At 66.3% G+C, this 24,573-nt stretch carries 25 protein-coding genes and 1 tRNA gene; 7 read left to right on the top strand and 19 right to left on the bottom strand.

What is annotated here, in order from left to right; all coding sequences use genetic code 11:
- Positions 1 to 45 precede the first annotated feature (45 nt).
- A complete protein-coding gene (locus SJY41_RS10985) occupies positions 46 to 2,520 on the top strand; it encodes a TonB-dependent receptor plug domain-containing protein (protein WP_380781649.1) in 2,475 nt (824 codons plus the stop codon).
- Between the two features lie 267 nt (positions 2,521 to 2,787).
- Here the strand turns inward: SJY41_RS10985 and SJY41_RS10980 are convergent.
- From SJY41_RS10980 to SJY41_RS10960, 5 genes are all read right to left on the bottom strand, one after another.
- A tRNA-Glu gene (locus tag SJY41_RS10980) sits at positions 2,788 to 2,862 on the bottom strand.
- A 47-nt stretch (positions 2,863 to 2,909) separates the two neighbouring features.
- Entirely contained in the window at positions 2,910 to 4,673 is a 1,764-nt protein-coding gene (gene recJ / locus SJY41_RS10975) for a single-stranded-DNA-specific exonuclease RecJ (protein WP_380781647.1), read from the bottom strand.
- A gap of 431 nt (positions 4,674 to 5,104) precedes the next feature.
- Positions 5,105 to 5,749 carry a prolyl hydroxylase family protein gene (locus SJY41_RS10970; RefSeq protein WP_380781645.1) on the bottom strand — a complete coding sequence of 215 codons (645 nt, stop codon included), beginning with the start codon at positions 5,747 to 5,749 and terminating at the stop codon, positions 5,105 to 5,107.
- A 110-nt stretch (positions 5,750 to 5,859) separates the two neighbouring features.
- Positions 5,860 to 6,813 (bottom strand): RcnB family protein, encoded by a 954-nt coding sequence (locus tag SJY41_RS10965; protein WP_380781643.1) that lies wholly within the window; start codon positions 6,811 to 6,813, stop codon positions 5,860 to 5,862.
- Positions 6,814 to 7,034: 221 nt separating this feature from the next.
- The gene (locus tag SJY41_RS10960) at positions 7,035 to 7,580 is read right to left on the bottom strand and encodes a (2Fe-2S)-binding protein (RefSeq protein WP_380781641.1); all 546 of its coding nucleotides are present in this window, start codon (positions 7,578 to 7,580) and stop codon (positions 7,035 to 7,037) included.
- Between the two features lie 105 nt (positions 7,581 to 7,685).
- Between SJY41_RS10960 and SJY41_RS10955 the strand changes: the two genes are divergently transcribed.
- Positions 7,686 to 8,972 (top strand): sugar MFS transporter, encoded by a 1,287-nt coding sequence (locus SJY41_RS10955; protein ID WP_380781639.1) that lies wholly within the window; start codon positions 7,686 to 7,688, stop codon positions 8,970 to 8,972.
- Between the two features lie 269 nt (positions 8,973 to 9,241).
- Here SJY41_RS10955 and SJY41_RS10950 read toward each other — a convergent pair whose 3' ends face one another.
- From SJY41_RS10950 to SJY41_RS10940, 3 genes are all read right to left on the bottom strand, one after another.
- A complete protein-coding gene (locus SJY41_RS10950; protein ID WP_380781638.1) occupies positions 9,242 to 10,426 on the bottom strand; it encodes an acyl-CoA dehydrogenase in 1,185 nt (394 codons plus the stop codon).
- 67 nt (positions 10,427 to 10,493) lie between these two features.
- A complete protein-coding gene (locus tag SJY41_RS10945; RefSeq protein WP_380781636.1) occupies positions 10,494 to 10,814 on the bottom strand; it encodes a hypothetical protein in 321 nt (106 codons plus the stop codon).
- 2 nt (positions 10,815 to 10,816) lie between these two features.
- Entirely contained in the window at positions 10,817 to 10,993 is a 177-nt protein-coding gene (locus SJY41_RS10940; protein WP_380781634.1) for a hypothetical protein, read from the bottom strand.
- 101 nt (positions 10,994 to 11,094) lie between these two features.
- Between SJY41_RS10940 and SJY41_RS10935 the strand changes: the two genes are divergently transcribed.
- The gene (locus SJY41_RS10935) at positions 11,095 to 11,727 is read left to right on the top strand and encodes a helix-turn-helix transcriptional regulator (protein WP_380781632.1); all 633 of its coding nucleotides are present in this window, start codon (positions 11,095 to 11,097) and stop codon (positions 11,725 to 11,727) included.
- Between the two features lie 148 nt (positions 11,728 to 11,875).
- Here the strand turns inward: SJY41_RS10935 and SJY41_RS10930 are convergent, their stop codons facing one another.
- The 9 genes from SJY41_RS10930 to SJY41_RS10890 form a co-directional block, all read right to left on the bottom strand.
- Positions 11,876 to 12,790 (bottom strand): SDR family NAD(P)-dependent oxidoreductase, encoded by a 915-nt coding sequence (locus SJY41_RS10930; protein WP_380781630.1) that lies wholly within the window; start codon positions 12,788 to 12,790, stop codon positions 11,876 to 11,878.
- A 107-nt stretch (positions 12,791 to 12,897) separates the two neighbouring features.
- Positions 12,898 to 13,236 (bottom strand): hypothetical protein, encoded by a 339-nt coding sequence (locus SJY41_RS10925; RefSeq protein WP_380781628.1) that lies wholly within the window; start codon positions 13,234 to 13,236, stop codon positions 12,898 to 12,900.
- A 116-nt stretch (positions 13,237 to 13,352) separates the two neighbouring features.
- On the bottom strand, positions 13,353 to 14,045 hold the full coding sequence (phoB, locus tag SJY41_RS10920; protein WP_380781626.1) for a phosphate regulon transcriptional regulator PhoB: 693 nt from the start codon (positions 14,043 to 14,045) through the stop codon (positions 13,353 to 13,355).
- Positions 14,045 to 14,734, bottom strand: coding sequence for a phosphate signaling complex protein PhoU (gene phoU, locus SJY41_RS10915; protein WP_380781624.1), 690 nt, complete (start codon positions 14,732 to 14,734; stop codon positions 14,045 to 14,047). The genes phoB and phoU overlap by 1 nt, the downstream gene beginning before the upstream one ends.
- 14 nt (positions 14,735 to 14,748) lie before the next feature.
- Positions 14,749 to 15,528 (bottom strand): phosphate ABC transporter ATP-binding protein PstB, encoded by a 780-nt coding sequence (pstB, locus tag SJY41_RS10910; RefSeq protein ID WP_380781622.1) that lies wholly within the window; start codon positions 15,526 to 15,528, stop codon positions 14,749 to 14,751.
- Complete coding sequence (gene pstA / locus SJY41_RS10905; RefSeq protein ID WP_380781620.1) at positions 15,528 to 16,826, bottom strand: phosphate ABC transporter permease PstA; 1,299 nt, start codon at positions 16,824 to 16,826, stop codon at positions 15,528 to 15,530. The genes pstB and pstA overlap by 1 nt, the downstream gene beginning before the upstream one ends.
- A complete protein-coding gene (pstC, locus tag SJY41_RS10900) occupies positions 16,819 to 18,195 on the bottom strand; it encodes a phosphate ABC transporter permease subunit PstC (protein WP_380781618.1) in 1,377 nt (458 codons plus the stop codon). Before pstC ends, pstA begins: the two co-directional genes overlap by 8 nt.
- Positions 18,196 to 18,505: 310 nt before the next feature.
- The gene (locus tag SJY41_RS10895) at positions 18,506 to 19,576 is read right to left on the bottom strand and encodes a substrate-binding domain-containing protein (protein WP_380781616.1); all 1,071 of its coding nucleotides are present in this window, start codon (positions 19,574 to 19,576) and stop codon (positions 18,506 to 18,508) included.
- Positions 19,577 to 19,621: 45 nt separating this feature from the next.
- On the bottom strand, positions 19,622 to 20,848 hold the full coding sequence (locus tag SJY41_RS10890) for an ATP-binding protein (RefSeq protein WP_380781614.1): 1,227 nt from the start codon (positions 20,846 to 20,848) through the stop codon (positions 19,622 to 19,624).
- Between the two features lie 115 nt (positions 20,849 to 20,963).
- Between SJY41_RS10890 and SJY41_RS10885 the strand changes: the two genes are divergently transcribed.
- From SJY41_RS10885 to SJY41_RS10870, 4 genes are read left to right on the top strand one after another with little or no spacing between them, the layout of a single operon-like run.
- Complete coding sequence (locus tag SJY41_RS10885; protein ID WP_380781612.1) at positions 20,964 to 21,380, top strand: hypothetical protein; 417 nt, start codon at positions 20,964 to 20,966, stop codon at positions 21,378 to 21,380.
- Positions 21,381 to 21,384: 4 nt separating this feature from the next.
- A complete protein-coding gene (locus tag SJY41_RS10880; RefSeq protein WP_380781610.1) occupies positions 21,385 to 21,660 on the top strand; it encodes an HPr-rel-A system PqqD family peptide chaperone in 276 nt (91 codons plus the stop codon).
- Positions 21,657 to 22,517, top strand: a complete 861-nt coding sequence (locus SJY41_RS10875; RefSeq protein ID WP_380781608.1) for an HprK-related kinase A — start codon at positions 21,657 to 21,659, stop codon at positions 22,515 to 22,517. The genes SJY41_RS10880 and SJY41_RS10875 overlap by 4 nt, the downstream gene beginning before the upstream one ends.
- A complete protein-coding gene (locus SJY41_RS10870) occupies positions 22,502 to 23,491 on the top strand; it encodes a nucleotidyltransferase family protein (RefSeq protein WP_380781607.1) in 990 nt (329 codons plus the stop codon). The genes SJY41_RS10875 and SJY41_RS10870 overlap by 16 nt, the downstream gene beginning before the upstream one ends.
- Here the strand turns inward: SJY41_RS10870 and SJY41_RS10865 are convergent.
- Positions 23,488 to 23,847 carry a hypothetical protein gene (locus SJY41_RS10865; protein WP_380781605.1) on the bottom strand — a complete coding sequence of 120 codons (360 nt, stop codon included), beginning with the start codon at positions 23,845 to 23,847 and terminating at the stop codon, positions 23,488 to 23,490. The genes SJY41_RS10870 and SJY41_RS10865 overlap by 4 nt on opposite strands.
- The gene (locus SJY41_RS10860; RefSeq protein ID WP_380781603.1) at positions 23,844 to 24,512 is read right to left on the bottom strand and encodes an HAD-IA family hydrolase; all 669 of its coding nucleotides are present in this window, start codon (positions 24,510 to 24,512) and stop codon (positions 23,844 to 23,846) included. The genes SJY41_RS10865 and SJY41_RS10860 overlap by 4 nt, the downstream gene beginning before the upstream one ends.
- Between the last annotated feature and the right edge of the window lie 61 nt (positions 24,513 to 24,573).

Raw genomic sequence — 24,573 nt, 5'->3', positions numbered from 1 at the left:
AGAGCATGATCGCCGCAGAGCGATGCTGCTACAGGGACTCGTGACATGATCATCTACCGTACCGCCTTGGCCCTTGCCGTTTCGACCTTTGCGCTCGCCCATGCGCAGGCAGCGTCGGCGCAGGAGACGCCCGCGCCAGTGGCTGCCGCCGCCGATCCCGCCGCCGATCCCGCCGCCGCGCCGCTCGACGACGAGAAGGGCGACATCATCGTTACCGGCACGCGCACGGCCGGCCGGTCCCGGCTCGACAGCGCGTCGCCGGTCGACGTGCTGAGCGGCGCCAGCCTGCAGCGCCAAGGCACCACCGAGCTCGCGACCGCGCTGTCGGCAATCGCGCCATCGATCGATTTCCCACGTCCCTCGGCGACCGACGGGACCGACGCGATCCGCCCGGCCACGTTGCGCGGCCTGTCGCCCGATCAGACGCTGGTGCTCATCAACGGCATTCGCGGCCACACGTCGTCGCTGGTCAATACCAACGGCAGCGTCGGCCGGGGGTCGGCGGCGGTCGATCTCAACACGGTCCCGACCGTGGCGCTGGACCGGATCGAAGTGCTGCGCGACGGTGCTTCGGCGCAATATGGCTCGGATGCGATCGCCGGCGTCGTCAACCTGCGACTCCGCGAAGCACGCTCGGGTGGCGGTGCGCAGGTCACCTATGGCTTGTACAACACCGACGTCGACACCGCGAACAACAGTCGCGACGTGACCGGCGAGCATGCGGTCACCGCCTCGGCATGGCAGGGCATCGGCTTCGGCAGCGACGGCTTCGTCACCGTCTCGGGCGAATATACCAAGCGCCAGCCGACCAACCGCGCCGATACCGACACGCGCGTGACGCCCAATCGCGTCACCGGCCGTTATGGCGACCCGGCGGTCGAGCAATATACCGGCTTCGTCAACGCGGGCACCTCGCTGACCGACACGCTCAGCCTCTACGCGTTCGGTGGTTATCAGGATCGCGACAGCCGGAGCGCGGCGTTTCCCCGCGTCGCCGCCACCACCGCGACGACGGCGGCACTGGCCCTGCTGACCCGCGCGGGGTATGCGGGCGGCTTCCTGCCGATCATCAACACCAAGTCGAAGGACATCAACTCCGCGGTCGGCCTGCGCGGCGATCTCGGCGGTTTCAACGTCGATCTCTCGCTCAGCTACGGCCGCAACACGATCGATTATCGGACGCTGAATTCGGCGAACTACGCGTTCGGCACGGCAACGCCGCACAATTTCGAGGACGGCTCGACGATCTACGACCAGTATGTCGCCGGGCTCGACGTCTCGCGTAAATTCGACGTCTTCCAGTCGTTGAACGTCGCCTTCGGTATCGAAGGCCGGCGCGAGGGGTACAAGATCGTCGCCGGCGAACTGGCGTCCTACGGCTATCCGGCGGCCGGCACGGTGACGGGCATTCCCGCCAACACCACAGCCGCACCGGGCGCGCAGGGATTCGGCGGCTTCTCGCCCGGCAATGCGACCGAGCAGAGCCGCCGCAACGGCAGCATCTACCTCGATATCGAGGCACAGGTGACCGACAAGCTGCTCGTCGGGCTGGCCGGCCGAGCCGAGGATTACTCCGATTTCGGCAGCACCGCGACCGGCAAGGCCTCGCTGCGCTATGACTTCACGCGCTGGTTCGCCTTGCGCGCCACCGCCTCGACCGGGTTCCGCGCGCCGTCGCTGCAGCAGCAATATTTCACGCAGACCGCTTCGGTGGTCACCAACGGGGTACCGATCCTGACCGGGACCTTCCCCTCGGTCAGCACCGTCGCGAGCGCACTCGGCGGTCTGCAGCTCGAACCGGAAAAGTCGACCAACCTGTCGGTCGGCACGGTCATCCGCGCGGGCGGCTTCGACCTCACGATCGATGCCTATCGCATCCATATCCGTGACCAGATCGGCCTGTCGGAGAATATCGCGGCAACGTTCAGCCCGACCGTGGCATCGCTGCTCGCGCCGTTCAACGTGTCCGCCGCGCGCTTCTTCCTCAACGGGCTTGCCTCGACGACCAAGGGCATCGACGCGGTCGCGCATTACCGGCTGGCTGCGGAAAGCGCCGGGACGTTCGACTTTACCGTCGCAGGCAACATCAACGACGTTGACGTGACGCGCGTGCCGGTGACGACCTCGACGCTCAACCCGGCGCCGACGCTGTTCGCGCGCAGCCGCATCCTGACGCTGGAGGACGGAACCCCAGGCACGAAGGTGACGGGGACGATCGACTGGTCGCTCGACCGGCTTGGTGCGCTCGCGCGGGTCACCTATTACGGCGACGTCAACCAGCCGGGCACGCTCGTCGCGGCGGACGTCCATACCGGCAAGCACGCGATCACCGACCTCGAACTCCGCTACACCGCGGCGAAGGGTGCACAGATCGGCCTGGGCATCAGCAACGTCTTCGACGTCTATCCGGACCGGACGATCGCCGCGAACAACAGCACGGGCGTGCTGGGCTACCCGTCCTATTCGCCGTTCGGGTTCAACGGCCGCTATCTCTACGCCCGGGTCGGCCTCAACTGGTGAGCGCCGCCTGACAGCGACAAGCTTCGACAATCAAGGGCTTCGCGTTCCACGCGGAGCCCTTGATCGTTCATAGCGGAGTTGCCGTCGATTGCCGATGGTTCTCCGGCGAGGGCGACCATATGGCAAATAGGGTATGAAGGTGGACGCCCGCTCGGACGCGGCGGCCGAGCAGGCTGTCAAAGCAGGCCAGGATTCGATACCAGCGCTGTGAGATAAACCGCAGGACGCTCGCGTCCTGTGCACCGCTAAGTGTTTGAAACACCTGAATGGTGACCCCTACGGGAATCGAACCCGTGCTTCAGCCGTGAAAGGGCCGCGTCCTAACCGCTAGACGAAGGGGCCTGCGTGGTTGGAGGCGCCTAAAAGGAAGCCGCTTGGGCGTCAACCCCTCAATCAGCCCAGGCGGCATCTTCGACGTGTAATTCTGCGGAGGGGCGCGACGACCAGTCGTCGATCTTGGCGCGGCCCGCCAGCCAGAGCTTGCGGTGGGGCGGGGCGCCGAGCAGGGCCTGGCCGAGTGCGCTCTCGGCCGAGCGGAAAGCCATCGCCTTGATGCTGCGACCGTCGTCACCCGCGACGATCGTGCGGACGTGACCGTTGCCGACCACGTCCGCCTTGATGACGCGGACCGGGCCCATCGCGACGCGGGGGGCGGGCCAGCCCATGCCGTAGGGACCACCGGCTTCCATCGATTCGACGAGGCCGGGGTTCACGCCGCCCGCCGCGAGGACCGCGTCGAGCAGGAGCGCGCGGTCTCCGTTCGAGCGCTCGACGGCGGCGGCGAGGCGTTCTTCGAGGAAGTCGGTGAAGGCGGGGATGCCCGCTTCGCTGATCGTCAGGCCGGCGGCCATCGCATGGCCTCCGCCAGCGACCAGCAGGCCGTGTTCGCGCGCGGCCATGACCGCCGCGCCGAGGTCCACGCCGGGGATCGAGCGACCGGAGCCCTTGCCGATGCCGTTCTCGTCGATCGCGATGACGATTGCGGGGCGGCCAAGCTTTTCCTTCAGGCGGCCGGCGACGATGCCGATCACGCCGGGGTGCCAGCCATGGCCGGCGACGACCGCGACCGCGCGGTCTCGGCTTGAGAGCAGGTCGGCGGCTTCCTGCACGATGGTTTCGATCGCGCGGCGTTCCTCGTTGAGGCGATCGAGTTCGGTCGCGATCTCGCGCGCTTCGTCCGGGTCCTGCGTGGTCAGCAGGCGGACGCCGAGGTCTGCGCGACCGACGCGGCCGCCGGCATTGATCCGGGGGCCGAGCGCGAAGCCGAGATCGGTGCAGGTCGGGTTGCGGGTCAGGCGCGAGGCTTCGATCAGCGCGGCGACGCCGATATTCCTGCGGGCGCCCATGACCTTCAGGCCCTGTGCGACGAACGCGCGGTTGAGACCGCGGAGCTGCGCGACGTCGGCGACCGTGCCGAGCGCGACGATGTCGAGCAGGTCGATCAGTTTCGGCTCGGCGCGGTCCTTGAAAAAACCGCGGGTGCGCAGGCTTCGGACGAGCGCGGCGGCGGCGAGGAAGCACATCCCGACGGCGGCGAGGTGGCCGTGCGCCGCACCTTCCGTCTCGTCGAGGCGGTTGGGGTTTACCAGCGCGAGTGCGTGCGGGAGCGCGGTCGAGCATTTGTGGTGGTCGATGACGATCACGTCGACCTGCGCGTCGCGGGCGGCGTCGAGCGCGTCGAACGCCTGCGCGCCGCAGTCGACCGTGACGATCAGCGAGGCGCCTTCGCCGGCGAGGCGGACGAGCGCTTCGCCCGAGGGACCATAGCCTTCGAGCAGGCGGTCGGGGATGTAGGGGCGGGCCTCGATGCCGAGGTCACGCAGCACGAGGACCATCAACGCGGCGGAGGTGGCGCCGTCGACGTCGTAATCGCCGAAGATCGCGACCTGTTCCTGCGCCTGCACCGCGTCGGCGAGGCGCTCGGCGGCGCGGTCCATGTCGCGGAAGATCGACGGGTCGGGCATGAACGCGCGGATCGAAGGGGTGCGGTGCGCGTCGAGCGCATCGCGAGGGCAGCCCCGCGCGAGGAGGAGCTGGGTAACGAGATCGTCGCCCGAACCGCCGACGCCGAAGCCGTCCCGGCCGTCTGCGGCGAGGGCTCGCCAGCGCCAGGGCTGGCCGAGGATGGAAGAAGTTACGCCGAGAACTGTCATGCCTCGGACGTAGTGGCTGCGGGGGGATTGTCGAGCGGGGAGGGGGGCTTCAGTCGGTCAGCGCCGATGCCTTTCCAAGGGGACCTCCCCGGCGGAGGCCGGGGCCCAGTTGGAAAGGTAGGCCCAAGGGAGCGCTACACTCGGTCAGTAACGTCTCTCGACTGGGCTCCGGCCTCCGCCGGGGAACGCCCCGCGTTACCGGCGGTCCCAACCCCGTTCGTGCTGAGTAGCGACCGAGTAGCTTCGTAGAAGCGTATCGAGGGTGCGTATCGAAGCATGGGTCCCGTGCGCCAACCTGTTCTTCGATACGCCGTCTCGATACGCCGCCCTCGGCGACTACTCAGGACGAACGGGGGGAGGCGACGGGATTTGGAAAGGGGACTTCGCTACGGTGGAAGGGGGCCGAGCCATCTGGCAGTCGTCTCGCCTCCTCACTTGATCCAAGGCCGCTCGCGGAACCACTTCGTCACGATGTATTTCGTGCCCTCCATCACCGGCATGCCCTCGTGCAAGGTCAGCCCGTTGGGAGTCCCGTCGGGATTCATGTTGTTCCACGCGAGCAACATACCGCGCTTCGGGGCGATCTTGATGCCGGCCTGCGGGAACCACGTCGCGCCGCCCTCGGGGACGTCGTTGAGGAACACCATCGCGGTCCAGGTGCGCTGGCCGCCCTGCTCCTGCATCTTCGCCCAATAGCTTTCGGACTCGTGGAAATAGTCGTGGTGCGCGCGGAATTGCTGACCGGGGGCATAGCGCTGGCCCTGCATCGTCTCTCCGTGGAGCAGGTCGATACCGAGCAAGGTCGCGATCGCCTCGTCGGTCGGCTGCACCTCGGGAGACCAGCGATCCATGTCGCAGCTTTCCGACGTGCGGAAGCTGCTGTTGGGGCGGTCGGAGAGCAGTGTCGAGGGCCGTCGCTTCGAGTCGATCATCGCGATCAGTTGCTTGCAAGTCCTGGGATCGAGGAACGGCGCCTGATAATAGAATTGCACCGTGTCCATTGCGATGCGCTGCACCGCCGGATTGGCGTCGAGCCGTGCCGAAACCTGCAATCCGGCGGCTTGGCGGAGTGCCATGGCCGGATCGACCTTCCTGGCTTTTGAAAAGATACCCACGCCGCAGGATTTGGCGAACTGAAGACGAAACGCAAGAGCCCCGCGGCAATCTCGTCGCGGGGCTCTCTCGATTACCAGAAGATGTCGTACACCGTGTCGACCACGCGGCCGCTGTCGAGATCGACCAGCAGCGCGTCGTTGTAATAGCGCACCCAGCGATACGCACCGTACGCCTCGGGCAAACGGTAGGTGTACGGGTCCTGGATCCAGTAATTGCGGTTGTACAATATGCTGCTCAGCGAGAAGCCGACCCCAAAGCGACGATAGCCTGCCCCCCAGCCGCTCGGCGCATAATAGCGCGGGAGGCGGTACGCGCCGCGGTTCGACGCGCGGTAGTTGCTCCAGGCATAGCGGTTGTCGTTGCGCCAGCCGCGGTTCCACGCCCCGCCCTGGTTGTAGCCGCCCTGGTTATACCGGCCGTCATTGCCCCGGCCATAGCCTTGCGCGTTACCGTAGCCCCGGTTGGGCTGGCGGTTCTGGTAGCCGTCGCGTCCACCGTCGTCGCGCCCACGATTGTCGTCGCGATACCCGGGTCGGTTGTCGTAGCCGGGACGGCCATCGTTGCGACCATATTGTCCACGATCCGCCTGCTGGTTGCCGCGGTCGGGCTGCCAGCCGGGGCGGCCCTGGTCATTGCCGCGCCCGTCATTGCCGGTCCCGGGACGCTGCCCGTTAAGTTGACCGTTAAATTGACCGTTGCCTTGGCCGTTGAACTGCCCGTTGCCCGCCTGTGCGCGATCGCCGCCGGGCTGAATCCGGTCCGGGCCACGGCCCTGCTGCTGCGGCGAGTTGGCCATATCGGCGCGCTGCGGACGCTGCTGTGCCTGCTGGCGATCACCGCGATTGCCACGCTCCTGGCGCTGCCCACCATTGCCGCCGCGATCACCGCGATCACCGCGATCGCCACGATCACCGCGGTCGCCGCGATCCTGCTCGACCTGTTGCGCGCTCGCGGCGCTCGCCATCATCGTCGCCGGCACCAATGCCGACGCTGCCATCAAGAGCTTGAAAAACTTGCCCGTCATCGCCGTCGTCCTCGACTGCCGGCGCACAAGCCGGCTCCTCTGATGCAACCCGTCTAGGCGAGTCGGAGTGTGGCAACGCTGAATGGGTTCGTCAGCGATCAGACAGGTTTGAGCGCCCTCCGTAACGTCGCCGGCCCCTGCTTCCTTGTTCTCCCGCGAAGGCGGGAGCCCAGTCTGGATCCCCGCCTTCGCGGGGAAACAAACTTGGGTATCCGGGCAAGCTACCGCGCCGGCGGCGGCACCAAGGCTGGCACCAGCCGCGCGGAATCCGCCTGGTCGATCCCAGGCCGTGGGCCGGCGGGAATGACCTCCTCCCCGCGCGTCGCACGCCCGGCCCGCTGGATCGCCTCCACCACCCGTGGATACACGCCGCACCGACACAGGTTCGTGATCTGCTCCCTAATCTGATCCTCGCTCGGGTCCGCATTGCGTTTCAACAGCGCGGCCGCCGCCATGATCATGCCGGGAATGCAGAAGCCGCATTGCGGGACATTCTCGGCGATGAAGGCCAGCTGCACCGGATGGTTGCGTTCGCGCGACAGTCCCTCGATCGTGGTGACGTACGCGCCCTCGATCGAGCCGATCGGCACGCGGCAACTGCGCATCGCGCGCCCGTCGACATCGACCGTGCACGCGCCGCAATGCCCCGTACCGCAGCCATATTTCGTGCCCGTCAGGTTCGACGCATCGCGCAACGCCCAAAGCAAAGGCGTGTCGGCGTCGAGCTTGTATTCGATCGGCTCGTTGTTGACGGTGAAGCGGCTCATGCGCGCCTTTCTAGCCGGTCGCGGCGGATCGTACCAAGCAGGATTGCCACGCGCTGCCACCCCGGCTTATGTCCCGCGGCATAAGATCGCGAGAGGGCGCTACACATGCACGTCGATACCCATTCAACAGCCGCAGCAGGAGGCGATGCCAGCCACGGCTACGACGCGCCCGATCTGCGCGTGTTCGTGTTCGCGCTGTTCTTCATCTTCGGCGGCATCACGTCGCTGAACGACATCATCATCCCGAAGATGAAGGAGCTGTTCACGCTCGACCACGCGACCGCGATGCTGGTCCAGTCTGCGTTCTTCCTCGCCTATGCGCTGTTCTCGATCCCCGCCGCGGCGATCGTACGCAAGGCAGGCTATATGCGCACCGCGTCGATCGGCCTCGTGACGATGACGGTCGGCTGCCTGTTGTTCATCCCGGCGGCGGGCAAGGCGAGCTTCGGCATGTTCCTGTTCGCGCTGTTCGTGCTCGGCGCAGGGATCACCGTGGTGCAGGTCGTCGCCAACCCGCTGATCTCCGCGCTGGGTGCGCCAAAGTCGGCGTCGAGCCGGCTGACCTTCGCGCAGGCGTTCAACTCGCTCGGCACCACCATCTTCCCGTATGTCGGCTCCGCGCTGATCCTCGGCGGGCTGGCCACGGTCGATTCCTCGAAGCTCACCGGTGCTGCGCTCGACGCGTACCGGACCGAATCGTCGCGCGCGGTTGTGCACACCTATATCGGCCTCGCGATCGCGCTGCTGATCGTCGCCGCAGTCGTCTGGACCCGCCGCAACCGCCTCCAGGAAGAGCAGGACCAGTCGGGCAGCATCTTCCACGGCCTGACGCTGTTGAAGCGCCCGCGCTTCGCGATGGGGACGGCGTGCATCTTCCTGTACGTCGGCGCCGAAGTCGCGATCGGTTCGCTGATCGTGAATTACCTGATGCAGCCGAGCGTGATGGGCCTGAGCGACGTCGCCGCGGGCAAGCACGTGCCGTTCTACTGGGGCGGTGCGCTGGTCGGCCGCTTCATCGGTGCGTACGTGCTGAACAAGGTTTCACCGGGCAAGGTCCTCGCGGGCGTCGCCACGGGGACGCTGGCACTGATCCTGATCTCGGCGAACACCGAGGGCGCGATCTCGGGCTGGGCGCTGCTGTCGATCGGGTTGATGAACGCGGTGATGTTCCCGACGATCTTCACGCTGGCATCCGAGGGTCTGGGCAAGCGCGCCGCCGAAGGCTCGGGCGTGATCGCCACGGCCATCGTCGGCGGCGCGATCATCCCGTATTTCACGGGTGTGCTGGCGGATAGCTCGGGGTCGCTCCACTTCGCTCTGCTGTTGCCCGCGATCTGCTACGCGCTGATCCTGAGCTACGGGCTGTATGCCCGGCGTCCGGTGGTCGCCTGAAACAACCCCGGTTTAGATAACTTGAGCCGGTACCTCGGCACCGCTGTCACCCTGCCGTCGTTGTTACGCTAGCACGCCCGTCACCCGACACCGCGCGCGCCGTCATTCCAGCACCCACCCCGTCATCCCAGCGAAAGCTGGGATATCCCCGTAACAGGGCGCGCCCTCGACGCGGGAGACCCCAGCTTTCGCTGGGGTGACGGGGTGGCGATGAGTGACGGACGGGATCGGCAACATGCGACGGACTGGCAGAAGCCGGGGAGCCGCACTTAAAACGCGGCAATCCCCGTGATCGCCCGCCCCAAGATCAGCGCATGCACGTCGTGCGCGCCCTCGTAAGTGTTGACCGTTTCCAGGTTCATCAGGTGGCGCATCACCTGATACTCGCCCGAGATGCCGTTGCCGCCGTGCATGTCCCGGCTCATCCGCGCGATATCGAGCGCCTTGCCGACATTGTTGCGCTTCACGATCGAAACCATCTCCGGCGCGAACCGCCCCTCGTCCATCAACCGTCCGACGCGCAGCGAAGCCTGCAGCCCGAGTGCGATCTCGGTCTCCATATCCGCCAGTTTCTTCTGGAAAAGCTGCCGCCCGGCCAGCGGCGTCCCGAACTGGTTACGATCGAGCCCGTACTGCCGCGCCGCGTGAAAACAGAATTCCGCCGCGCCCAGCGCACCCCATGAAATCCCGTAGCGCGCACGGTTGAGACAGCCGAACGGTCCCTTCAATCCCTGCACGTCCGGCAGCAAGGCGTCCTCGCCGACCTCGACCTCGTCCATCATCACCATGCCGGTGATCGACGCGCGAAGCGAAAGCTTGCCCTCGATCTTGGGCGTCTCCAGCCCCTTCATCCCGCGCTCGAGAATGAACCCGCGGATACCGCCGCCATGCTCGTCGGACTTCGCCCAGATCACGAACACGTCCGCGATCGGCGAATTCGAGATCCACGTCTTCGCGCCAGAGATCACATAGCCGTTGGCCGTCTTCTTCGCGCGCGTCGTCATGCCGCCGGGATCGGACCCGGCATCCGGCTCGGTCAGTCCGAAGCAGCCGATCCATTCACCGGTCGCGAGCTTGGGCAGGTATTTCCGCTTCTGCGCCTCCGAGCCGAACGCGTTGATCGGGTACATTACGAGGCTCGACTGTACTGACATCATCGAGCGATAGCCCGAGTCGATCCGCTCAACCTCGCGCGCGACCAGCCCGTACGCGACATAGGACGCGCCGACGCCGCCATATTCCTCCGGAATCGTCGGCCCGAGCAACCCGAGTGCGCCCATCTCGCGGAAAATCGCGGGATCGGTATGCTCATGCTGGAACGCGTCGATGATCCTGGGCGCCAGCTTGTCGTCGGCATACGCCTTGGCGCTGTCGCGGATCATCCGCTCGTCCTCGCTCAACTGATCGTCGAGCAGGAACGGATCCGCCCAGTCGAACTTGCCCATTCCGGCCATCGTCATCTCCTTCGTTGACCGCCGACTTCGTGGTTCCGCAGGCGAAAGTCCACCCCTTGCGCGTGGTTTAAGCGTCGATCAGCGTCAGCACGTCGACGGTCACATGCTCCCGGCCGTCGATCGTTTCGATGCGGTCCACCGACAGATCGGCGACGATGTGCCCGCGCATCGCGAACACAGCTTCGGGCAGGCCATCGATCCAGTCTCGAAGACCGGGTACGGGAACGGCTGCCATCGTCAGCCGGTGCAGCGTGCCCACGAACGTCGCGCTGGCCCAAGGCGTGCACGCGATCGATTCGACATGCATCGTCAGGCTCGCCGCAGCCGCATGGCCCCGCAGCACGCGGATCAGCAGCGTTCCCGCATCGGGGCCACGGATCGCATCCATCCTCATGATCCGTGTCGTTCGATGAAGGTTTCGATCCTTGCGACCATCGGCGCACGCGGCTGCCGGCCGAGTCGGAGATCGTGGACCAGCCGCGGATCCCCCACCGACAGTCGCCCGAACTTGGTCATCGGCATGCCGGTCTGCCGCAGATATCGATCGATCTTGATGAGAACGGACATGTTGCTCCTTCCGAGTCCCTAGCCCGACTCCCGGGCTGCGTTCCTGATCTGTTCCGGTAAATCCTACTTGTCTAGGAAATTTCCTACGCTAGGGTCAGGTGGTGTCCAGAACCGCATCCGATCCCGATCCAAGATCTGCACTTGCAACGCTTGCGGCAACGAGGGGCGATAGTCTGGCGGCCCTATCGGTGATGCTGGGGCGCAACGCCGCGTATCTGCAGCAGTATGTCAGGCGCGGATCGCCGCGCGTACTGAGCGAACGCGACCGACGGTTGCTGTCGGACTATCTTGGCGTCAGCGAGACGGCACTTGGAGCGCCGGCGGAACGCGCGCCAGGCTTCCGCCTTCCGAAGCTGAACGTCGCGGCGTCGGCCGGGCCGGGCGCGCTGGTCGACGGCGAGATCGTGCTCGGCACCGATACGCTCGATCCGGGCCTCGCCCGCAGACTGGGCCTCAGGGATGGTCAGGCCGCGATCATTCGTGTCCGGGGCAGCTCGATGGAGCCGGGATTGTTCGACGGCGATCATATCGTGGTCGACACCGCAGACCGTACCCCGAGCGCAAAGGGCGGTGTGTACGTGATCCGGATCGAGGACGCCGTGATGGTGAAGCGCGTAGCTCTGGTACGCGGGGCATTGGTGGCGAAGAGCGATAACCCTGATGCAGGGCCGGTGCCCGACGGAGCTATCGCGGTCATCGGTCGAGTAGTCTGGCAGATGCGAGAGCCGCGGTAAGGATGAAGCCGCAGGTACCCCAAATGCATCCGGTTCTCCCGCGAAAGCGGGAGCCCATGATTACAACCGACAACGTTCGTGGTCCTGGACCCCCGCTTCCGCGGGGGAACGGGTAGATAGGGCCTCCCTTGCAAGGGAGGCCCAGGAGTCAGCGCCCCTGCAGCTTGCTCAGGATAGTCATCGACTGTTCCGAGCCTGACTGCGGAACGATCTCGCCGACGCGGTCGATGATCGCGTCCCAGTTCGCGGCAACACCTTCGACCGACAGATCGTCGCCCGTCAGCAGTTTGCCCTGTGTCAACGTCACGTACGCCGCCTGGAACACGCCGGCGCCGGCGCCGACGATCATGTTGGTGGGAGCGTCTTCCGACACCAGGAACACCGCGGCGGGCGCGACCTTGTCGGGGGAGAAGGCCTTGAACGCCTCCTCGGGGAAGATGTCCTGCGTCATGCGGGTGCCCGCGGTCGGCGCGATCGTGTTGACCTTGATGTTGTTCTTCGCACCCTCGATGGCCAGCGTCTTGGTAAGACCCGCAAGCCCGAGTTTCGCCGCGCCGTAGTTCGCCTGGCCGAAATTGCCGTATAGGCCGGTCGAGGATGCGGTCATCAGGATGCGACCGTAATTCTGCGCGCGCATCGTGTCCCACACCGCCTTGGTGGCGTTGGCCGAACCGTTCAGGTGAACGTCGACCACGAACTTGAAGTCGGCGGGCTCCATCTTGGCGAAGCTCTTGTCGCGCAGCACGCCGGCATTGTTGATGAGGATATGGACGCCGCCCCATTTCTCGGACGCGCGGGCGACCATCTCGACCATCTGGTCGTACTCGGTAACGCTGCCGCCGTTCGACATCGCTTCGCCGCCGGCTGCTTCGATTTCCTCGACGACCTTCAGCGTGGCGTCGGAATGGCCGGTGCCGTCGCGCGACGCACCGAGATCGTTGACCACGACCTTCGCGCCGCGGCGGGCGAGTTCGAGCGCGTATTCGCGGCCAAGGCCGCCGCCGGCGCCGGTGACGATCGCGACGCGGCCTTCGAAGCTGATGGACCCAAAGTTCTCAGACATGGAAAAGGCGCTCCTCTCTTATAGTTGGAGCGCCTTTCCTAGAACGTAAAGCTGGCTATGCAAGCGATGCGGCAAGCGGCAGGATCACCCACCGCTTGCAACGCGACTTACTTGCCGCCGCGGTTGCGGCAGCCGTCCTTGACCGTCTTCGAGCAGACCGGATACGTCGCAGGTGCCGGCGTTGGCGGGGTCACGGTCGGCTGGGCGAACGTGACGCCACCAGCAGGTGCCGGGGCTGCCATCGGTGCGGCAGGTGCTGCGGCCTGATCGGCAGGAGCGGCCATCGCGGGATCGGCCGGTGCTGCGGGATCGGCGGGAGCAGCCTGGTCTGCGGGCGCGGTCTGGTCTGCGGGCGCGGTCTGCATCGCGGGATCGGCCGGTGGGGTCGTCTGGGCGATCACGGGCGACGCGAGGAGTGCGGCAGCAGCGAAAAGAATGGTCTTCATACGAATCTCCTAAATGGGTGCACCATTTTGGTAGCGCGACGTCTGAACGCACTAAGTCGTGCTTGGGTCCTTCGTTTCGCAACCGATTCCATTCGCCCCACCGCGGGACAGGCTCGTCAGCCCCCCGTGTCGAGCGAATAGCCAGCCGAGCGGACGGTGCGAATGATGTCTGGACGCTCGCCGACGTTGATCGCTTTTCGCAACCGCCGGATGTGTACGTCGACCGTGCGGCTCTCGATATCGGAGTCATGCCCCCACACCGCGTCGAGCAGGCGTTCGCGCGAGAACACCCAGCCCGGATGCTCGAGGAAATGCTTGAGCAGCCGGAACTCGGTCGGTCCGAGCGACACGACTTCGCCGGCGCGGCGGACCTTGTGGCCAACCGTGTCCATCTCGATGTCGGCATAGCTGAGCGCTTCGCCGGCGAGGGCAGGGCGCACGCGGCGGAGTACCGCCCCGACGCGGGCGACGAGTTCGCGCGGCGAGAACGGCTTGGTCACGTAATCGTCGGCGCCGGTTTCAAGCCCACGGACGCGATCCTCTTCCTCGCCGCGTGCCGTCAGCATGATGATCGGCACGTTCTGAGTCTCGGGTGCGCGGCGCAGGCGACGGCACACCTCGATCCCCGACAGCCCCTCGACCATCCAGTCGAGCAGGACGATATCGGGCACCTTCTCTTTGGCGAGCAGCAAGGCTTCCTCGCCGTCAGGGGTATGCGCGATCTCGAAATCCTCGCGCTTGAAATGCCAGACCAGCAATTCGGCGAGGGCGGCGTCGTCCTCGACCAGGAGCATCTTCGCGCGTGCCATTATGCCGGCTCCTTCTTTATGCCGCGTTCGCGATCGACCATCTGCGTGCCGGTCGCGGCGAAATAGACCATTTCGGCGACGTTGGTCGCGTGATCGCCGATCCGCTCGAGGTTTTTCGCAACGAACAGCAGATGCGCGACCTGGCTGATCGTCTTCGGGTTCTCGACCATGTAGGTGACCAGCGTGCGGAAGATGCTGTCGTAGAAATCGTCCAGCGCATTGTCGCTCTCGACGACGCGAACGGCCTCTTCCGCGTCGCGCGCGGCGAACGCGTCGAGCACGTCGTGGACCATCTCGCTCGCCATCCGGCCCATCGCCGGCAGGATCGAGATCGGCTCGATCCGGTGCTCGCTTTCGATCATCGGCACGCGCTTGGCGATGTTCTTGGCATAATCGCCGATCCGCTCGACGACGCCCGCGATCTTCAGCGCGGCGACGACTTCGCGCAGGTCGACCGCCATCGGTGCGCGCAAGGCGATGATCCGAACCGCGAGCCGTTCGACCTCCGCCTCGATGACGTCGATCTGTTTGTCGGCGACGCGGACCTGTTCGGCAAGCGCGAGGTCGTTGCGTTGCAGCGCCTGCATCGCCTTGTCGATCGCGTCCTCGGCGAGCCCGCCCATCTGCGAGATCAACCCGCGGAGCTCGCCGATGTCGTTGTCGAAGGCCTTGACCGTATGCGTGTTCATGGTCGTTTCCCGACTCAGCCGTAACGGCCGGTGATGTAATCCTTGGTCCGCTCTTCGCGGGGATTGGTGAAGATGTCCGAGGTGTTGCCGTATTCGACCAGCGTGCCGAGATGGAAGAACGCGGTCTTCTGGCTGACGCGCGCCGCCTGCTGCATGTTGTGCGTGACGATCACCATCGCGTAGCGGCCGCGCAGTTCGTGGATCAGCTCCTCGATCTTCGCGGTCGCGATCGGATCGAGCGCCGAACACGGCTCGTCCATCAGGATGACCTCGGGATCGACCGCGATCGCGCGGGCAATGCAGAGCCGCTGCTGCTGGCCGCCCGATAGCGCCGTGCCGCTGTCGCTCAGGCGATCCTTGACCTCGTCCCACAAGCCAGCCCGTCGCAGCGACTTCTCGACGATCCGGTCGAGATCTGCCTTGGCGCCCGCGAGCCCATGGATACGCGGGCCATAGGCGACGTTCTCGTAGATCGATTTCGGAAACGGATTGGGCTTCTGGAACACCATGCCGACGCGCGCGCGGAGCTGCACGACGTCCATGTCCGGCGAATAGATGTCCTGGCCGTCGAGCTTGATCTCGCCGGTCACGCGCGCGCTCGCGACGGTGTCGTTCATGCGGTTGAGCGTGCGCAGGAAGGTCGACTTGCCGCAGCCCGACGGGCCGATGAACGCGACCACCTCGTCCTGGTCGACGTCGATCGAGACGTCGTCGATCGCCAGCTTGCTGCCGTACGAGACGGAGACGTTGCGCGCCGACATTTTGAGATTCGGGATTTTCGGAATGTTTGGCATCACCAGCGGGTCTCGAATCGGTTGCGGAGGTAGATCGCGACGCCGTTCATCGCGAGCAGGAACACGAGCAGGACGATGATCGCGGCGGAGGTCTTCTCGACGAAACCGCGGCTGACCTGATCCGACCAGAGGAAGATCTGGACGGGCAGCACGGTCGCGGGATCGGCGAGGCCGGACGGCGGCGCGGCAATGAACGCGCGCATGCCGATCATCAGCAGCGGCGCCGTCTCGCCCAGCGCACGCGCCATGCCGATGATCGTGCCGGTCAGAATGCCGGGCAAAGCGAGCGGCAGGACGTGGTGGAACACGACCTGCACCGGCGACGCGCCGATGCCGAGCGCGGCATCGCGGATCGACGGCGGGACGGCCTTGATCGCGTTGCGCCCGGCGATGACGATGACGGGCATCGTCATCAGCGCGAGGGTTAGGCCACCCACTATAGGTGCCGAGCGCGGCATCCCGAAGGTGCCGAGGAAGACGGCCAAGCCGAGCAGGCCGAAGATGATCGAGGGCACCGCCGCGAGGTTGTTGATCGAGACCTCGATAAGGTCGGTCCAGCGGTTCTTCGGCGCATATTCTTCCAGATACAGCGCCGACAGCACGCCGATCGGGAACGCTAGCAGCAGTGTGACGACCATCGTCAGCAACGATCCCTTGAACGCGCCCCAGATCCCGACGCGGGTGGCATCGGTGGAATCCGCTGATGTGAGGAAGCCGGCGTTGAACCCGCGGGTCAGCGCGCCGCTCGCCTTCAGCCGCGCGACGACCGCTTCGGCGTCGCGCGTGCCGTCGCCCTTGGCGGCGACGTCGATCGGGCTGGAGACGGGGACCTCGAACACGGTCTTGCGCTGGAGCAGCGACGGGTCGGCCTTGATCGCATCGCGCACCACCGCCCAGGCGCCGTCGGAGAGAAGGTCGGTGCCGTCCTTGCCGAACGCCTTGGTGGCGGCGAGGTCGACGGTGTTTTCCAGCCCTGCACCGGCAAGCGCGAGGTCGGCACCGCGACCGACCAGGCGGGCGGGCTCGATCGGCAGCTTGGCGGCGGCGAGATCGACCGGGAGCGATACGCGCGTCTCGACGAACCCGCTCGCGCCCTGCATCACCATCGTGATCAGCAGATAGGCGAGGAACGCCGCCGACAGCCATACCGCGGCGAGCCCGGCGAAGCGGAAGCGGCGCTCGGACGCATAGCGGCGGCGGATGCGCGACTGCATCGCCTGCGTGGTCCAGTCAGTCGGCACGCGGCGCACCGGCTCCGCGGCACTCACGGGCAGTTGGGGCACGAGCGTGTCACTCATAGGCTTCGCGGTACCGTTTGACGACGCGCAGCGCGACGATGTTGAGAAGAAGCGTGACCACGAACAGCGTCAGGCCCAGCGCGAACGCAGCGAGCGTCTTGGGGCTGTCGAACTCGGCCTCGCCGGTCAGCAGGTCGACGATCTGCTTGGTGACGGTGGTGGTGCTGGCGAACGGGTTGAGCGTCAGCGTCGCGACACCGGACGCGGCCATGACGACGATCATCGTCTCGCCGATCGCGCGCGAAACAGCCAGCAGCACGCCGCCGACGACACCGGGGAGGGCGGCGGGGAGCAGCACGCGACGGATCGTCTCGGACGAGGTCGCGCCCATCGCGAGGCTGCCGTCGCGCATCGACGAAGGGACCGCCGCGATCGAATCATCCGCCATCGAGGACACGAACGGGATGATCATGATGCCCATCACGAGGCCGGCGGCGAGCGCGCTTTCGGACGACGCCCAGCTGATCCCGATCGAAACCGCGAAGTCGCGCACCGCAGGCGCGACCGTCAGCGCGGCGAAATAGCCGTAGACGACGGTCGGCACGCCGGCGAGCATCTCGAGGATCGGCTTCATCCATTTGCGCGTCGTCGGCGCAGCGTATTGCGTGAGGTAGATCGCGCTCATCAGACCGAACGGGATCGCGACGATCATCGCGATGACGGCGCCGATGAAGAACGTCCCCCAGAACAACGGCACCGCGCCAAGCGACGCGCCGGGATCTCGTGCGTCGATGACCTGCGGGCTCCAGTGCGTGCCGAACAGGAAGTCGGTGATCGGCACGACGGAGAAGAAACGCGCGGACTCGTACAGCAGCGAGGCAACGATGCCGACCGTGGTCAGGATCGCGATCAACGAGGCGCCGAGCAGCATCAGCATCACGACCCGCTCGACCTGCGTCCGCGCGCCGAACCCGGGCTTCACGCGGGTGAAGGCGAACGCACCACCGGCAAAGGCGAGCAGCAGCGCGGCGGCGGTGGCGATCCAGTCGTAGCGCGATTGCGCCGCGGCGTAGGAGGGGGCCAGCGTGCGAGCGAGCCCGTGGAACGCACCAAAGCTACGACCCTCCGCGAGGCTGCGCGCTTCCGAGAGGATCGATGCGCGATCGAAGCCGGGCGGGGGGAGCTGGATCGCAGCTGGCGTGGCGAGCACGGCATCGGTGACGAGCGCGGGGGCTGTCATCGACCAGATCACGAGGAAGACGAGCGGCGGGATCGCGGTCCACAGCGCGACGTACCAGCCGTGATGCGACGGCAGCGAGCTGAACCGCACGCTGCTGCCGGCGCGGAAGCGAGTGGCGCGGACGCGGGCGGTGAGCCAGCCGATGAGGCCCAGGCCGAGGACCAGGAAGAGGAGAGCGATGGGGGACATTACAGTTCCAGCCCGCTCTGATGCACCATCCCGCTCACCGCTACCCCGGCGGAGGCCGGGGCCCAGTTGGAAAGGTCAACGTAACTGCGCGCAGCGTTAGCCAATGCAACGGTGCCCAACTGGGCCCCGGCCTTCGCCGGGGTGGTTGCGGTTGCCGGGGTGGTTGCGGTTTGGTCTGACGTGATCATCGTAACATGCTTGTTCCCCCGCGGACGCGGGGGCCCAGCTAAGTTCCGACATCGAGCTTGGCTCCTGGACCCCCGCGTTCGCGGGGGAACTAGAAGGGGAGCACGGCTGGAATAGAGAAACATCACTTCAACACCGCCGGATCCAGCACCGTCTCGTTCGCGATAATCGCTGCCGACCGCGCCTGAACCGCCGCCGGCGCCGCGATCAGACCCCGCTTTACCAACGGCCCCGTCACCCCCCAGTTCGCGGCATACAGCTTCAGCAAATTCCGCAGCCCCGGAATCGCGGTAAGATGCGCCTTCTTCACGTAGATATACAGCGGCCGGGACCCCGGATACGCATTGTCCGCGATCGTTGCATAGGTCGGCGCCACGCCCGAGATCGATACCCCGTTCACGTCGTCCTTGTTCTCTTCGAGATAGCTGTACCCGAACACGCCGATCGCATTGGGGTTCGACTGAAGCTTCTGGACGATCAAATTATCGTTCTCGCCCGCATCGACATACAGGCCGTCCTCGCGCACCCGCGTGCACAGCGCCTTGTGAGCGTCAGGATCGGACTTCGCGAGCGCCTTGGCGGTCGGATCGCTCGCCTCGCACCCCTTGGTCAGGATCAGCTCGGCCAGTGCATCGCGCGTGCCGCTGGTCGCCGGCGGGCCATAAACCTGGATCGGCACTGCCGGCAGCGCGGGGTTCACGTCGCGCCACACCCGCGCCGTATTCACCTTGCCACCCGGATTGGCGGCCAGCGCCTTGTAAAGATCGGTCGGCGTCAGCTGCATCTTCGGGCCGTTCTTGGCCTCGGCAAAGGCGATGCCGTCGATCCCGACCTGGATCTCGATCACGTCGTGCACGCCGTTCTTCGCGCACGTCGCGTATTCGCTCGCCTTCATCCGCCGCGATGCATCCTCGATATCGGGATGCGCCGCGCCGATGCCCGCACAGAACAGCTTCATGCCAGCCCCGGTGCCGGTCGACTCGATCACCGGCGCCTTCGCACCGGGATCGTTCGCGACGAGCTGTTCGGCGATCATCGTCGTGAACGGATAGACGGTCGACGAGCCAACCGCGGTGATCTGGTCACGCGAGCCCGCACCGCCGCCGTTCGCCTGATCGACGCACGCGGCCAACGCGCCCGTCACCGCTCCCAACACTCCCAGAAGAACGAACCGCTGCACCAGAATTCCTGTCATGCACCGCCCATAGAGCGGCTAAGGCGATCCTGTGTGACAGTTGCGTTACCCTTTTATGACACCGCCTTTTGGCGCCACGCCGCTCGGCGGCAGGATGACCGACACGGTGGTGCCGACCCCCACCTGGCTGGCGATATCGAGCCGCCCGCGATGCCGCTCGACGATGTGCTTGACGATCGCGAGCCCGAGGCCCGTACCGCCCAGCGATCGGCTGCGGCCCGCATCAGCACGATAGAAACGCTCGGTCAGCCGCGGAATGTGGACCGCGGCGATCCCGTCACCCTCGTCGCGGATCGAAAGACGGATCATCCCGGCATCGTCGCGCTTCAGGTCGATCGTCACCGGCGTCCCTGCGCGCCCGTATTTCATCGCGTTGCCGATCAGGTTGTGGAGCATCTGCGACAGCTGGACGCGGTCGCCCGACACCGGGGAAAGATTCGGATCGATCGTCGCGACCAGATCATGCCCGCGATCGCCCGCCGCATCGGCCAGTTCCTCGCGCGTGTCCTCGACCAGCTGCGCGAAATCGACTGCCTGGTCCGGGAGGCGGAATTTCTCCGCCTCGATGCGCGACAACGAGATCAGATCCTCGACCAGCCGCTGCATCCGCCGCGCCTCGTCGTCCATCACCTTCAGGAAGCGCGCGCGCACCTCTGCATCCTCGCCCGCCTCGTCGCGCAGCGTCTCGATGAAGCCAAGGATCGAGGCCAAAGGCGTGCGCAGTTCGTGGCTGGCATTGGCGACGAAATCGATCCGCATCCGCTCGGCGGCGTAGTTGCCGGTCTGGTCGACCAGGTGGACGATCCGCTGGCCGTCCGAGGCCTCGCTCAGCCGCATCTCCCATCGCTGGTCGCGGGTGCCGAGTCCGACCAGTTCGATCGGCCGCTCGCCATCGATCGGCCCCGGCGTACCGAGGCGCTCCGCCGCGGCAGGATGGCGGATCGCGACGCGCGCATCCTCGCCGAGAATATGCGCGCCGAGCAGGGTCCGTGCAGCCGCATTGGCGAGCGTCACCCGCCCGTTCTGTACGAGCAGTACCGGCGCAACGACCGCGTCGAGCACGTCGTCGAGGATCGAAATGCTCGATGTGGCGGAGGCATCGTCGGCGGGCGCTTCCTCGCCGGTCCCGGCCGCGACCAAGGCGGCGGCGATCCCGCCGACCAGCGCGACGATCGCACCCTGCACGTCGCCGGTGATTGCAAACACCGCGATCGCGCCGCCGACGACCACGACGATCGCCCAGAACGTCCGCAAACCAAATCCCGAAAGCATCATCATCTCCAGGCGCGTGTACGCGGCGCGCGTCCGTCCTAGTTCGGTACGATCGGCGCGGCTATATTGTCAGCGCTTCAGGATTGTGAAAGGGCTGTGATCTAGCAGGGGCACCATGAGCGACGATACCCGATCCGATCAGAACCCGGTCTCCGAGACCGGCGTGCCCACGCGCCGCCGGGTGCTTGCGCTCGGCGCGGTGACCGCAGGCGCAGTGGTGTCGATCCGGCCGGCGCTCGCGCAGACCGTCGGTTCGGTGATGAACTGCGAGATCCCGGTTCCCGATCCAGGCCGCGCCGGCAGCTATATCGACGCCGAGGGCAAGGTCGTGCCAGCGCGGACGAAAGGGGCGTTCCCGCCGGCGACCCGCCCGTTCAAGGGCGAAGAGGTCAAGCGATCGATGGCCAGCGGCAGTTCGTTGCCGGGCACCGATTCGGAACGCAGCCGCGCCTATGTGAACTATATCCGCCGGTTGCAGCGCGGCCAGGGCGGCTTCACCTGCTTCGCATCGTTGCAGATGCCGCGCGGCTGAGGCCGTGCGGGACGTCGTCTACCGAGGTCCGCCCGAGCATGGCCTGCTGGCCGCGCCGCTCGACGAATTCACGGCAGTCTATCACCGCGCGTCCGGCATTACGCATCTGCTGACCGAACCTGCACCGCAGATCCTCGCGGTGCTGGCCGAGGGCGCGATGTCGCTCGATGCCCTGCTCGGTCGGCTGTCAAGCGACTACGACCTCGAGGATGCCGATAGTGCGGCCTTGGCGGCGCGGCTCGACGAGTTGATCGAGGCCGGTTTGGTCGAGCGCTCGTGAGGCATTCTTTCTTCGTGCGGATCGGTCCGTTCGGGTTCCGCATCGGCTCGGACTGGCGCGCACCGATCGCGCAGCTCGAAACGCTGTACCGCGATTATCCGAAGCCTGCAGACGGCGTAGCGGATTTCACCGTCCGCCTGTTCGCGCGGCGGCCGTGGCGGCGGTTGATCCGTCCGTCGGTGGAGATCGGCGGCGATTACATGCTGCCCGAGGCCGCACCGTTGCCGCTCCGCCAGGGCCTGCTTGCAGCCGAGATGGCGATGAACCTGCAGATGGCGCTGGGCGCACGGCGGTATCTGTTGCTCCACGCGTCGGCGGTCGAGCGAAACGGTCGCGCGCTGTTGATGACCGGCATATCGGGGGCAGGTAAGTCCACGCTCGCGACGCTGCTTGCGGCGAAGGGCTGGCGGTTCATGGGCGACGAGTTCGCGCTGCTCGATCCCGCGACGGGCCTGGTCCACGCCTTCCCTCGATTGATCAGCCTGAAGAACGAAGCGATCGCTGCGGCCGAAGCAGCGTGGCCGGCGGCGCGGATGGGGCCGCTGATGCCCGCGACGCCCAAGGGCGACATCCGCCACATGGTTCCCGACGCACGCGCGATCGCGGCGATGGACGTACCCGCCAAGCCGGCTTTGCTGGTGTTCCCGCGCTACGGGTTCGAGACGGACACCCGGCCGGTACCGCCAGCCGAGGCGTTTCTGCGAATGACGCAGGCTTCGACCAACTACGTTGCACTAGGCGAAGCAGGGTTCGGTGCGTTGACGAGGTTGATCGCCGGCGTTCCATCGATCGCGATCGACTATCCCGACAGCGCGAGCGCGATCGAACAGGTCGAGGCATTATGGCTCGCGCTGTGACCGACGCCCGCCTTCTCGCCCGCGCGCTCGCCGATCCGGCAATCGTCGTCGGCCTGGATGCGGACGGCTGGACTGCCCTGCTGGCAATGGCGCGAGCCGAGCAGTTGATCGGTACGCTTGCCATGCGGTTCGACGGCCTGCCGATGCCGGGGGCGGTAAAGGCTATCCTGGCCGACGCGCGCGACGCCGCCGAGCAGGGGCGTCGTGCTGCGCTCTGGGAGGCGGAAATGGCACGGCGGGCGCTCGCGTCGATCGACTGCCCGGTCGTGCTGCTGAAGGGCACGGCGTTCGTCGCGGCGGGATTGTCGGCAGGGCAGGGACGATCGATCGGCGATCTCGACATCCTCGTGCCGCGTGCGTCGATCGATGCAGTCGAGGCGGCATTGCTCGCGGCCGGCTGGGAATGGGTGAAGCCCGATCCGTATGACGACGCCTATTACCGGCGTTGGATGCATGAACTGCCGCCGCTGATCCACCGCGAGCGCGACCGGATGATCGACGTCCACCACACGATCCTCCCGCTGACCGCGCGGATCACGCCGGATGCCGACGCGCTGATCGATAGCAGCGTGCCGCTCGAGAATGGCCTGCGAACGCTGTCGCCGAACGGCATGATCGTCCACGCCGCAGCCCATCTGTTCGCGGACGGCGATCTCGCCGGCGGCCTGCGCAACCTGTGGGATATCCGGTGCCTCGTTGACGAGTTCGGGGTCGAGAGCCTTGAGGCGGAAGCAAAGCGTCACGGGTTATCGCGCGAAGTCGCGCGGTCGCTACGACTCGTCGCTAGCCTGTTCGGCGACGGCTCGGCACGCGGCTTGGACCGTCTCTACATTCGCCGCATCACCGCCCGCGACGGTTGGGGCAGGCCAATTCGTCCCGTCACGCGCCTCGCCTTCTACGTCCGCTCGCACTGGCTGCGCATGCCGCCGGCGATGCTTGCCAAGCACCTCTGGACGAAGTGGCGCAAAGGCTAGTTCAACCGCGCCCCACGTCCCCGCCGGGCGAACCACACCAGCAACAGCACCACCGTGATCGCCAGCGTATCGGCGATCCAGTCGTGGATGTCACAATCGCGGTGCAGCGACGGGATCGCCTGCAACACCTCGATCATCGCGCCGAGAAACGACAGACGCTCGCCGATCCGGAACAGCCGCGCGGTCGGATAGGACAGCGCCGCCAGCAGCGCCATCGTCGCAAACGCGAGCATGTGCCCGAACTTGTCGCCGAACTGGTCGATCGGCATGTGCGGCGGCTTCGGCAACAGCGCCATCGTCACCGCGAACACCACGGCCACGACCAGCGCGATGCGGGTGAGCGTTGTCCGGTTCACGCGCCGAGCCTTTCCAGCGTCGGCACAAGTTCGTCGTACCCGTCGATCACCGCTTCGGCGCCAAGTTCCGCGACCGGCTGCATCAGGAAGCCGAAGCTGCACGCGATCGCCGGGAGCCCCGCCGCTTGCGCCGCCTGGATGTCGAAGATCGAATCGCCGACGAAGGCCGCGCTGCCACCGCCGCACTGCTTCACCATTTCGCGGATCGGCATCGGCGAGGGTTTCGATTCCGCCAGCGTATCGCCGCCGAGAATGCACGCAAACCGGTCGGTGAGCCCGAGTTCGCCGAGCACGATCCGCGCGAACCGCTCGATCTTGTTGGTGACGATGCCGAGCGTCACGCCCTTGGCCGCCAACGCGTCCAGCGCCTCGATCGCACCCGGATACGGCTTTGTCAGCACACAGATGTTCGCCTCGTAATAGGCGAGCAGCTTGGCATGCAGCGTATCGAGCATCGGCTCGTCATACCCGCCGGTCGCGGTCAGGCCCTGCTTCAGCATGTGCCGCGCGCCACCGCCGATCATCGGCTTGACCTGTTCGACGCTGAGCAACGGGCGATCGACCGAGGCCAGCGCGTGATTGACCGCGGCGGCAAGGTCGCCGCTGGTGTCGAGTAGCGTGCCGTCGAGGTCGAAGCCTACGATATCGAATGAAAAATGCGTCATTGCGTAGGGGCCTGCCAGCGACGCTATGGAATTGGCAAGGCTTTCGTGGCAGCGAAACTCC

This window comes from Sphingomonas sp. R86520 (assembly GCF_042466285.1).
Lineage (GTDB): Bacteria > Pseudomonadota > Alphaproteobacteria > Sphingomonadales > Sphingomonadaceae > Sphingomonas.
Note: the sequence above shows the minus strand (reverse complement) of the source record. Positions and strands in the feature narration are given on the sequence as shown.